Below are 11076 nucleotides of genomic sequence, written 5' to 3'. Positions count from 1 at the left end.
ACCGGTCCGCCCGCCGAGAAGGCGTACGCGGTGGAGCCGGTCGGTGTCGCGCAGATCACCCCGTCGCAGCCGAAGCCGGTCACCGGGCGGCCGTCGATCGCGAGTACGACCTCCAGCATCCGCTCCGGCGACACCTTCTGGACGGCCGCCTCGTTGAGGGCCCAGTCGCGGTGCAGGACGTCGCCGTTCTCGTACACGACGACGTCGAGGGTCATGCGCTCCTCGACCTCGTACGCCTTGGTGACGACCCGGTCGACGACCTTGTCGAGGTCGTCGCGCTCGGCCTCCGCGAGGAAGCCGACGCGACCCAGGTTGATCCCGAGCATCGGCACCCCGGAGGCCCGGGAGAACTCGGCGCCTCGCAGCAGCGTGCCGTCACCGCCGAGGACGACGAGCAGCTCACAGCCGTCGAGCGCGTCGGAGCAGGCCTCCGGCACCTTCTCGACGGACGGCGGCAGCGGCAGGTCCGAGGCCTCGGCCTCCAGGACGCGGACGCCGATGCCGCAGCGCAGCAGCCCCAGGACGACCAGTTCGGCGCTGCGCACGGCGGCGGGCCTGCCGGTGTGCGCGAGCAGGAAGACGGTGCGTGATGTTCCCGATGGTGCTGCCGTTGAGCTCAACGAGGTCCCTCCGCCACGGCGCGGTCGACGTCCGCCGGATCGAGCGCGGGCGCGCCTGCCCGCAGCCACAGAAAGTACTCGACGTTCCCGGAGGGTCCGGGCAGCGGGCTCGCGGTGACGCCGAGGACGCCGAGTCCGAGCTCGGCGGCCCGCCGGGCCACGTTCTTCACGGCGTCGGCGCGGAGTTCGGTGCTCCGCACGACCCCGCCCGTACCGAGCCGTTCCTTGCCCACCTCGAACTGCGGCTTCACCATCAGGACGAGGTCGGCGCCGGGTGCCGTGCACGCCGCCAGGGCGGGCAGGACGAGGCCGAGCGGGATGAACGACAGGTCGCCGACGACGAGGTCGACGGGGACGCCGTCGATGGCGTCGAGCGTCAACTCGCGTACGTTCGTCCGGTCCTTCACGGTGACGCGCTCGTCGCTCTGGAGCGACCAGGCGAGCTGCCCGTAGCCGACGTCGACGGCGACGACGTGGGACGCGCCGGCGCGCAGCAGCACGTCGGTGAAGCCGCCGGTGGAGGCCCCGGCGTCCAGGGCGCGCCGGCCCTCGACCTCCAGCCCGAGCGGGACGAAGGCCTCGAAGGCCCCGGCGAGCTTGTGGCCGCCGCGCGAGACGTAGTCGGGGTCGGAGTCGTCCTGGACGACGACGATGGCCGCGGCGGTCTCGACCTGGGTGGCGGGCTTGGTGGCGACGGTCTTGCCGACGGTCACCCGGCCCGCGGCGATCAGCTGGCTGGCGTGCTCGCGCGAGCGCGCGAGCTTGCGCCGTACCAGCTCGGCGTCGAGACGGCGGCGTGCCACTCCTGCCACGTTCGGTTCAGCTCCTGTTGTCGTGCGGACGGGGTGCGGGGTGTGCGTCGAGCGAGGTCAGCTCGGCGCGCAGTCCACGGTGTACATCCTCGTACACCTCCAGGTGTCCGTCCGCCGGGAGGTGGTCCACTTCGGCGAGACGCGCCAAGTGGGCGTCGATGGCGGCGTGGCCGGTGGGCTCCCGGTCGACGCCGAGCGGGGCGGGCGCGGCGGGCGCGTGGTCCTCCGCGGCACCCGTCGCTTCCCGCTCGGTGGGCTCCGGCTCGGTCGTCGCTTCGCTCATCCCCCGACGCTATCGCGAAGCCCTGGGGTACGGTCGTCGGCGATGGCGACGATCACTGAGTGCCGTGGCGCACTGGACAGACTTTCGGACAATCTCGCGCGGGCCGACGGTGACGTGCGGGGTGCGACCGCGCTCGACCGCACCCTGAGCTGCCACCTCACGGACCTCGACACGACCTTCACGGGCCGTCTCGCGGGTGGCCGGATCGAGGTCGAGGACACGGTGCAGGGCCCGCCGCCGGCGAAGGCGCAGATCCGGCTCGCGATGACCGGCGACGACCTGGTGGCCCTGGTGGGCGGCGAGCTGAGCTTCGCCAAGGCCTGGGGCTCCGGCCGGGTCAGGCTGGAGGCCGGCTTCCGCGACCTGCTGAAGCTGCGCTCACTTCTGTAGGGCGGGCTCCTGTGCCTGTACGGCGGGCTCCTGCGCCGCCCTGCGGCCCCGGGCCTTGCGTCCGGCCGGCACGACCAGCGGCGTCCCGGTCTCCGGGTCCTCGATGATCTGGCAGCGCAGCCCGAAGACCCGCTCGACGAGCTCGGCCGTGACGACCTCGGACGGCGGGCCCTCGGCGACGACCTCGCCGTCGCGGACGGCGATGAGGTGGGTCGCGTACCGGGCCGCGTGATTGAGGTCGTGCAGGACGGCGACGAGCGTCCGGCCCTGCGTCTCGTGCAGCTCGGCGCACAGGTCGAGGACGTCGATCTGGTGCTGGATGTCGAGGAAGGTCGTCGGCTCGTCGAGGAGCAGCAGCGGCGTCTGCTGGGCGAGCGCCATGGCGATCCAGACGCGCTGGCGCTGACCGCCGGAGAGCTCGTCGACGTACCGCTCGGCCAGTTCGGCGACGCCGGTCGAGGCCATCGACTCCTGGACGATCCGCTCGTCCTCGGGCGACCACTGGCGCAGCAGTCCCTGGTGCGGGTAGCGGCCGCGGGCGACGAGGTCGGCGACGGTGATGCCGTCGGGAGCGATGGAGGACTGGGGCAGCAGGCCGAGGGTCTTGGCGACCTTCTTGGCGGGCAAGGAGTGGATCGACGCCCCGTCGAGCAGGACCTGCCCCTCGGAGGGCTTCAGCATCCGGGAGAGGGCGCGCAGCAGGGTCGACTTGCCGCAGGCGTTGGGCCCGACGATGACGGTGAAGGAGTGGTCGGGGATCTCGACGGACAGGTCGCGGGCGATGACGCGCTGTTCGTACGCGAGGGTGACCGATTCCGCACTGAGACGCTGCTTCTGCCGACCGGTCATGTCCGTACTCCTGTTGTCCTTGTTCGTGGTCATATCCGGCCCGCCTTGCGTTCGGTGACGAGCAGCCAGAGCAGATAGCAGCCGCCGAGGATGCCGGTGACGACGCCGACCGGCAGCTGGCGCTCGCCGAAGGCGTTGGTGGCGATCCAGTCGGCGCCGAGCAGCAGCGCCGAGCCCATGAGGGCGGAGGCGGCGAGGTTGGGGCCGGGCGCCCGGGTCAGCCGGCGGGCCAGCTGGGGCGCGCTCAGCGAGACGAAGACGATCGGCCCGGCGGCCGAGGTGGCGACGGCGACGAGCAGCACCGCCGAGGCCATGAGGACGATCCGGGTTCGCTCGACCCTCACCCCGAGGGCGTACGCGGCGTCGTCGCCCATCTCCAGCATGCGCAGGGCCCGGCCGTGGCCGAGGACGAGCGGCAGCAGGACGCAGCAGACGGCGAACAGCGGCCAGAACTGGGACCAGTCGCGCCCGTCGAGGGAGCCGGTCATCCACACGGTGGCGCGGGTGGCGTCGACCAGGTCGGCCTTGGTGATCAGGTAGTGGATGACGGAGGTGAGCATGGCGGCGGCGCCGATGCCGACGAGGACGAGCCGGTAGCCGTGCACGCCCTTCTTCCACGCGAGGAGGTAGATCGTCACACCGGTGACGAGCCCGCCGATGACGGCCCCGCCGGCCGCGGCGGCGGCGTCGCCCCGGAAGAGGACGATGACGGCGAGCGCGCCGACGGTGGCGCCCTGGCCGAAGCCGATGACGTCGGGGCTGCCGAGCGGATTGCGGGACACCGACTGGAAGACGGCCCCGCCGACGGCGAGCGCGGCGCCGACGAGGACGGCGACGAGGACCCGCGGCAGCCGCAGGTCCATGACGGCGAACTCCTGGACGACGGTGCCCTTGCCGAGGAGCGTGTCGACGACCTCGCCGGGCGTCATGGGGAAGTCCCCGGTGCCGATGAGGACGACGGCGACGGCGGCGGTCAGGACGAGCAGGCCGAGGACGGAGAGCGCGGCCCGGGGCTCGTACCGTACGGAGAGCCCGCCGCCGGCCCGCAGGGTCTTGGTGGTCACAGCTGGGCCATCCTCTTGCGGCGTACGAGTCGGATGAAGACGGGCCCGCCGATGAGGGCGGTCACGATGCCGACCTGGAGCTCGGAGGGCCGGGCGACGAGCCGGCCGACGACGTCGGAGCCGAGCAGCAGGACCGGCGCGAGGACGGCCGCGTACGGCAGGATCCAGCGCATGTCGGGCCCGGTGACCGCCCGCACCATGTACGGGACCATCAGGCCGAGGAACACGATGGGCCCGCAGGCCGCGGTGGCGGCGCCGCACATCAGGGTCACGGAGACCATGGCGACGACCCGGGTCCGGTTGATGTTCGCGCCGAGCGCCCGGGCGGTGTCGTCGCCCATCTCCATGGCGTTCAGGGGCCGCGCGATGAGCAGCGCGAGGACGGCGCCCCCCAGGATGAAGGGGGCGACCTGGCGGACGGTCTGCATGTCGGCGGAGGCGAGCGACCCGACGGTCCAGAACCGCAGCCGGTCGAGGGCGGCGGAGTTCAGCAACTGGACGGCGTTGACGTACCCGTAGAGGGCGGCGGTGGCCGCGGTCCCGGCGAGCGCCAGGCGCACGGGAGTGGCGCTGCGGCTGCCCCCGAGCAGATAGACGACCACCGCGACGACGGCGGCTCCCACGAAGGCGAACCAGACGTAGTCCTTGACGTCCGACACCCCGAGGAACGCGATGGCCGAGACGACGGCGGCGGCGGCCCCCGCGTTCACCCCGAGCAGTCCGGGCTCGGCGAGCGGATTACGGGTCAGCCCCTGCATCACGGCCCCGGAGAGCCCGAGGGCGAGCCCGACGAGCAGCCCGAGGAGGGTGCGGGGGACGCGTACGTCATGGATGACGACGTCATTGCCGACGCCGCTGTTGCGGAACAGCCCGTGCCACACGTCGCCGAGCGGCACCGGCTTGGCGCCGATCATGATGCTCAGGACGCAGACCAGCAGCAGGACCGCGACGGCGGCCACCAACCCGACGGCGCGCACGGAATTCCGGCGTTTCGGAGACGGGGTGGCGGACGTCGGCTCCGCGCTCGCTCGGGAGGGACTCTCAACCAACACGGAGTTAGGTTAGCCTACCCAATTTTCCGGCCCGCGCCCGAGCTTCCCCCACCCCGACGGGATCGGCCCGTCCTCACCGCCCCAACAACGCCAACGCCTTCCCCGCGTCCGCCGCACACACCCCGTCCCCCGCGGCCGACCAGGCGGCCCCGCACAACGCCCGCACCCCGTCCATCACATCCGCCCCCGCAGCACCCTCAAGCACCAGCTCGCCCCCGCTCACCGACGCCCGCCACCCCCCGCACACCACGAAGCCCCCGGCCTCCGCCACGACCTCCGGCTGCTCCACCAGCAGCCCCCGCAGATCCGCCGCCACATACGTCGGCCGGTGCTCCGGCGGCGCCACGAGCAGCTGCGCCACATCCGTCACGCCGGTGAAGACCAGCAGGCTGTCCACCCCGCCGTTGAACGCGCCCTCGATGTCGGTGTCCAGCCGGTCCCCGACCACCAGCGGCCGCTTCGCGCCCGTCCGCAGCACCGTCTCCCGGTGCATCGGCGGCAGCGGCTTGCCCGCCACCTCCGGCTCCACACCGGTCGCCGCCCGCACCGCCGCGACCAGCATCCCGTTGCCGGGCGCGATCCCGCGCGCGGTCGGCACCGTCACGTCGGTGTTCGACGCCACCCACGGCAGCCCGGACTGCACGGCGTACGAGGCCTCCGCCAGGTGGGTCCAGCCCACCGAGGCGTCGAAGCCCTGGACGACCGCCTGCGGCTCCTCCGCCAGCGTCCGGACGGCCACCAGGCCGCGCTCGGCGAGCGCCTCCTCCAGCCCCAGGCCGCCCACCAGCAGGACCTTCGCCCCGGCCGGCAGCTTCTCGGCGAGCACCCGGGCGGCCGCCTGGGCGGAGTTGATCACGTCCGCCGGCTCGGCCGGCACGCCCAGCTCGGTCAGGTGCTCGGCCACCACCCGGGGCGGCCGGGACGCGTTGTTGGTCACGTACGCCAGCCGCATCCCCGCGTCACGGGCGACCGCGAGCGAGTCCACGGCGTGCTCGATCGCGTTCGGTCCGGCGTACACCACGCCGTCGAGGTCCAGCAGTGCCGTGTCGTACGCCTCGGTCAGCGGCAGCTCGCTGCCGCCCGGGGCGGTCCGTCGCACGGTGGTGGCCGTCTCGGTCATGCCTGCTCTACCTCACTCATCGCGTCGGTCGTACTCCTCGGTCGGGCGCGTCACACCGGACTCACTCGGCACGCCGGTCCCGCTCATCGGTCGGCTCCCGGCCCGCCGTGGTTCCCGGCTCCTGTGCGGACGCCCGGTCCCCGGCCGCCTCCGCGGGGCCGTCGGCACCGCGCGGCGGCTCCAGGTAGCCCGGCGCCCCCGGCAGCAGCGGCCCGAACGCCCCCGCCCGGGCGGCCAGGGTCGCCCGGGTCTGCCGCAGCGCGGCCCGGTAGTGGTCGGCGTCCGGCCGCATCGCGACGGCCAGCGCCAGGTGTTCGGCGGAGGTCTCGAAGTCCCCGAGCCGGGCCGCCGCCACGCCCCACCCGAACTGAGCGTAGTCGTCCGAGGGATCGGCCAGCGCCACGGCCCGGAAGTTCTCCAGCGCCGCCGCGTACGACCCGGCGTCGAACTGCGCGCGCGCCAGCGTCTCCCGGATGCTGCGGGAGTCCGGCTCCGCGGCGGCCGCCCGGGCCAGCAGCTGCTCGGCCGCCGCCGGGTTGCCCTGCGCGAGCAGCTTCCCGCCCCGGCGGAACCACTCGTAGACGTCCCCCACCGGCTCGCCGGGCCGCCCCTGCTCCTCCGGCAGACCCCCGCCGCCGGCGACCCCGTCGACCCGCTCGTTGCGTTCGCTCACGCCGTACCTCGCCCTCGGTCACGACACCCGCCCACCGGACCAGCACGGGTGTTCCGATCTCTGAACAACGCGTACCCGGTTACGATGCCCAGAATGAGCACACCCAGTGCAGAAAGCGGAGCGGAGTCTCCGCAGGGCGGCCCCGGCAATCCCGGGCACGTCGCCACCGCAGGTCTGTCCCTGTCCCCCTTCCGCGGTCTGCGGTACGACCCCGACCGGGTCGGCGCACTGGCCGCCGTCACCTCACCGCCGTACGACGTCGTCGACCCCGGCCGCCGGCTCGACCTGGAGACCGCCGACCCGCACAACGTGGTCCGGCTGATCCTGCCGCGCCCCGAACCGGACGACACCGGCAACCGCCCCGACCGCGACACCCGCTACCGGCACGCCGCCCGGCTGCTGCGCGAGTGGCAGCGCGAGGGCGTCCTGGCCGCCGACCCGGAGCCCGCGCTCTACGTCTACGAGCAGCGCGTGCCGGCCGGCGACGACACCCCCGAGCTGCTGCAACGCGGACTGATCGGCGCCCTCGCGGTCAGCGGCAGCGAGGCCGGCGTGGTCCTCCCCCACGAGGACGTGATGCCCCGCCCGGTCGCCGACCGGGTCGGCCTGATGCGCACCACCCGGGCCAACCTCGAACCGCTGCTGCTGACCTACCGCGGCGACGGCCGGGCGGCCGGCGTGGTCGAGCGCGCCGTCCAGGGCGACCCCCTGCTCACCACGACCACCTCCGACGGCACCCACCACCGGCTCTGGGCCGTCACCGACCCGGCCGAGATCGCCGAGATCGGCCGCGACCTGGCCACCTGCCGGGCGCTGATCGCCGACGGCCACCACCGCTGGGAGATGTACCTGCGGCTCCAGCGCGAGCACCGCCACCTCCCGCGCAGCCCCTGGGACCGCGGTCTGGTACTGCTGGTCGACACCGCCCGCTACCCGCTGCGGGTCCGGGCGATCCACCGGGTGCTGTACCGGCTGCCTGTCTCCGACGCGCTGGAGCGGCTCGGCAGCCACTGGCAGGTCAAGGAGGTGCCCGGCCCGGTCGACACCGCCCTGCAGGCGCTCGCCGAGCAGAAGCGGCACGGCGGCAGCGGCTTCCTGCTCACCGGCGGGGACGGCGTCTTCTGGCTGGTCGGCGAACCCGACGAGGCCCTCCTCGACGCCACCGTGCCGCACGACCGCCCCGAGGAGTGGCGGCACCTGGACGCCACCGTCCTGCACGCCACCCTGCTCGACCACACCTGGCGGATCCCCGACGGTCCCGACGACATCGGCTACCTGCACACCGCGGTCTCCGCCGAACGCGAGGCCGCCCGCAGCGGCGGCACCGCCGTGCTGCTGCACCCGGTGCGCGAGAGCGTGGTCCGCCGGCTCGCCGAACAGGGCGTCACGATGCCCCGCAAGTCCACGTCCTTCGGCCCGAAGCCGGCGACCGGACTGGTCCTGCGCAACCTCGAACTGGGCTGAGGACCGAGCCGGAACGCAGTGAGGCCCTGCCGCACTCCGGGATCTCCCGGGGTGCGGCAGGGCCTCACTCGGTCCTACGGCATCCGCTGCCGACTACTTGGCGTCGGTCGCCCGCTCCGGAGCAACGCCGTCGAAGTCCTCGTCGATCTCAAGGTCGTCGTCGTCGTAGTACTCCTCGACGTCCTCCTCGTCCTCGAAGATCTCCCGCTCGTCGGCCGGGCCGCCGCCCTTGGGCTTCGCCACCGGCTCGTCGGACGCCTCGTCCTCCTCCGCCAGCTCCGGGTCGAGCGCGTCCACGAACTCCAGACCGTCGATCTCGGCCAGGCGCTCGGCTGCGTTGGTCGAACCCTCGGTGTCGGCCTCGGTCGCCTTGACGAACCAGTCACGGGCCTCGTCGGCACGGCCGGCCGCGATCAGCGCCTCGGCGTACGCGTACCGCAGTCGCGCGGTCCACGGGTGCACGGCGCTGGAGGCCAGCTCCGGGCTCTGCAGGGTGACGACGGCGGCCTCGAACTGCTCCATGTCGCTGCGCGCACCGGCCGAGACCAGGCGCATCTCGACCTGGCCCGCCTTGTCCAGCTGCTTGACCTCGGGCTCGCCGGCCATCGCCAGCGCACGCTCCGGGCGGCCCAGACCGCGCTCGCAGTCCGCCATCACCGGCCACAGGTCGGCACGGCCGGTCATCCGGCGGGCGGCGCGGAACTCGGTCAGCGCCTCCGAGTAGCGCTGGGTCATGTACGAGGCGAAGCCGGCCGCCTCACGGACGGCGGCGACGCGGGAGGCGAGCCGCAGCGCGACGCGCGAGTACTGGTAGGCCTCCTCCGGCTCGCTGTCGAGCAGGCGGGCCACCATCACCAGGTTGCGGGCGACGTCGTCGGCGAGCGTCTTGGGCAGGCTCTTGAGCTCCTGGCGGACGTCCGCGTCCAGCTCGAAGCCGGTGACGTCCTCCGGGATCGGCAGGCGCTTGACGGGCTCGTAGTTGCCGCGGCGGTCGTCCTGGTCGCGGCCGTAGCCGCCGGAGGAGCGGTCGTCACGGCCGCGGTAGCCGCCGCGGTCCCCACCGCGGTCGTCACGGCCGCGGAAGCCACCGCGGTCGCCGCCACGGTCGTCACGGCCACGGAAGCCACCGCCGGAGGGACGGTCGTCGCGACGGAAGCCGCCACGGTCGCCGCCGCGGTCGTCCCGGTCACGGCCGTAGCCGCCGGAGGGACGGTCGTCACGGCGGAAGCCACCGCCGGAGGGACGGTCGTCACGACGGAAGCCGCCACCGGACGGGCGGTCGCCACCACGGTCGTCACGGTCACGGCCGTAGCCACCCGACGGACGGTCGTCGCGACGCGGACGGTCATCCCGGTCGTCCCGACGGAAGCCCGACGGGCGGTCGTCGCGGCCACGGAAGCCACCACCGGAGGGACGGTCGTCGCGACGGAAACCACCGCCGGACGGACGGTCGCCACCACGGTCGTCACGGTCACGGCCGTAGCCACCCGACGGACGGTCGTCACGGCGGAAGCCACCGCCGGACGGACGGTCGCCACCACGGTCGTCACGGTCACGGCCGTAGCCACCCGAGGGGCGGTCGTCGCGACGGAAACCGCCACCGGAGGGACGGTCATCCCGACGGAAGCCACCACCGGAGGGACGGTCGCCACCACGGAAGCCACCGCCGGACGGACGGTCGCCGCCACGGTCGTCACGGTCACGGCCGTAGCCACCCGAGGGGCGGTCGTCGCGACGGAAACCGCCACCGGACGGACGGTCATCCCGACGGAAGCCACCACCGGACGGGCGGTCGCCACCACGGAAGCCACCGCCGGACGGGCGGTCGCCACCACGGTCGTCACGGTCGCGGCCGTAGCCACCCGACGGACGGTCGTCACGGCGGAAGCCGCCGCCACCACCGGACGGACGGTCATCGCGGCGGAAACCGCCACCGCCACCGGACGGACGGTCATCACGGCCACGGTAGCCACCGCGGTCGCCGCCACGGTCATCGCGGTCGCGGCCGTAGCCACCCGAGGGGCGGTCGTCGCGACGGAAACCACCGCCACCACCGGAGGGACGGTCATCCCGACGGAAACCACCGCCACCACCGGACGGGCGATCGTCACGGCGGAAACCGCCACCGCCACCGGACGAGGGGCGGTCATCGCGGCGGAAACCGCCACGGTCGCCGCCGCGGTCGTCACGGTCACGGCCGTAGCCGCCGGAGGGGCGGTCGTCACGGCGGAAACCGCCACCGCCACCGGACGGACGGTCGTCACGGCCACGGTAGCCACCGCGGTCGCCGCCACGGTCATCGCGGCGCGGACCATCGCTGCCACGGTCGTCGCGGCGCGGACCACGGTCGTTGGACCAGCCCCCGCGAGACCGGGGCTCGTAGCCGCGGCCGTCGTCCGATCGACGCTCGGGACGGTCCTGGGGCTGGTTCGACATCGTGGTGACTCCTTCTGCTGCTTCAGCTACACCGCGGATCGGGCGACACCACTGCCCTTCACGCGGTTCGGCGCCGGCCTCGTGACCGCGCACCTTCTCCATTGTCCGACATCCCGGGACACCCCGCGCCTGGGCGGAAGTCCCTACCTGCCGGCCGTGCATACGTACCTACAACACAAAAAAGCCGCGGCCCCAGCGAATCGCTGGGGCCGCGGCTTTGAATGATTGTTCGGCGGCGTCCTACTCTCCCACAGGGTCCCCCCTGCAGTACCATCGGCGCTGTGAGGCTTAGCTTCCGGGTTCGGAATGTAAC

Annotated in this window: 11 protein-coding genes, 1 rRNA gene and 1 pseudogene; 2 read left to right on the top strand and 11 right to left on the bottom strand. The window is 73.5% G+C overall.

The annotated features are described in order from the left end of the window. From AC067J_RS43510 to AC067J_RS43500, 3 genes are all read right to left on the bottom strand, one after another. On the bottom strand, positions 1-620 hold a 620-nt coding region (locus AC067J_RS43510), incomplete at its 3' end, for an NAD(+)/NADH kinase (protein WP_478308418.1). Beyond that, on the bottom strand, positions 617-1432 hold the full coding sequence (locus AC067J_RS43505; protein ID WP_125749724.1) for a TlyA family RNA methyltransferase: 816 nt from the start codon (positions 1430-1432) through the stop codon (positions 617-619). The genes AC067J_RS43510 and AC067J_RS43505, both read right to left, overlap by 4 nt. A gap of 7 nt (positions 1433-1439) precedes the next feature. Next, positions 1440-1715, bottom strand: a complete 276-nt coding sequence (locus tag AC067J_RS43500; protein ID WP_478308417.1) for a hypothetical protein — start codon at positions 1713-1715, stop codon at positions 1440-1442. A gap of 42 nt (positions 1716-1757) precedes the next feature. Between AC067J_RS43500 and AC067J_RS43495 the strand changes: the two genes are divergently transcribed. Continuing rightward, positions 1758-2105, top strand: coding sequence for an SCP2 sterol-binding domain-containing protein (locus AC067J_RS43495; protein WP_478308416.1), 348 nt, complete (start codon positions 1758-1760; stop codon positions 2103-2105). Here AC067J_RS43495 and AC067J_RS43490 read toward each other — a convergent pair. The 5 genes from AC067J_RS43490 to AC067J_RS43470 all read right to left on the bottom strand — a co-directional run bounded on the left by AC067J_RS43490 (position 2094) and on the right by AC067J_RS43470 (position 6863). Continuing rightward, positions 2094-2987: an ABC transporter ATP-binding protein gene (locus tag AC067J_RS43490; RefSeq protein ID WP_478308414.1), complete on the bottom strand. Its 894-nt coding sequence runs from the start codon at positions 2985-2987 to the stop codon at positions 2094-2096. The two genes, AC067J_RS43495 and AC067J_RS43490, sit on opposite strands and share 12 nt — an antisense overlap. Beyond that, the gene (locus AC067J_RS43485; RefSeq protein WP_478308413.1) at positions 2984-4018 is read right to left on the bottom strand and encodes a FecCD family ABC transporter permease; all 1035 of its coding nucleotides are present in this window, start codon (positions 4016-4018) and stop codon (positions 2984-2986) included. Before AC067J_RS43485 ends, AC067J_RS43490 begins: the two co-directional genes overlap by 4 nt. Then, positions 4015-5070, bottom strand: a complete 1056-nt coding sequence (locus AC067J_RS43480; protein ID WP_478308411.1) for an iron chelate uptake ABC transporter family permease subunit — start codon at positions 5068-5070, stop codon at positions 4015-4017. Before AC067J_RS43480 ends, AC067J_RS43485 begins: the two co-directional genes overlap by 4 nt. Positions 5071-5143: 73 nt before the next feature. Next, complete coding sequence (locus AC067J_RS43475; RefSeq protein ID WP_478308409.1) at positions 5144-6190, bottom strand: HAD-IIA family hydrolase; 1047 nt, start codon at positions 6188-6190, stop codon at positions 5144-5146. Positions 6191-6251: 61 nt separating this feature from the next. Further along, positions 6252-6863, bottom strand: coding sequence for a tetratricopeptide repeat protein (locus AC067J_RS43470; protein WP_478308408.1), 612 nt, complete (start codon positions 6861-6863; stop codon positions 6252-6254). A gap of 93 nt (positions 6864-6956) precedes the next feature. On the opposite strand from AC067J_RS43470, the gene AC067J_RS43465 reads away from it, so the two are divergent. Beyond that, complete coding sequence (locus AC067J_RS43465) at positions 6957-8327, top strand: DUF1015 family protein (RefSeq protein WP_478308406.1); 1371 nt, start codon at positions 6957-6959, stop codon at positions 8325-8327. Positions 8328-8420: 93 nt separating this feature from the next. Here AC067J_RS43465 and AC067J_RS43460 read toward each other — a convergent pair whose 3' ends face one another. The 3 genes and pseudogenes from AC067J_RS43460 to rrf form a co-directional block, all read right to left on the bottom strand. Beyond that, on the bottom strand, positions 8421-9287 hold the full coding sequence (locus tag AC067J_RS43460; RefSeq protein ID WP_478308419.1) for a tetratricopeptide repeat protein: 867 nt from the start codon (positions 9285-9287) through the stop codon (positions 8421-8423). 21 nt (positions 9288-9308) lie between these two features. Then, positions 9309-10664 (bottom strand): annotated as a pseudogene (locus AC067J_RS43455) (hypothetical protein); the annotation flags it as partial. A 326-nt stretch (positions 10665-10990) separates the two neighbouring features. Further along, positions 10991-11076: ribosomal RNA gene (rrf, locus tag AC067J_RS43450) — 5S ribosomal RNA — on the bottom strand; the annotation flags it as partial.

It is taken from the genome of Kitasatospora sp. NPDC042419 (assembly GCF_056437345.1).
This window is presented reverse-complemented; position numbering and strand designations above follow the sequence as displayed.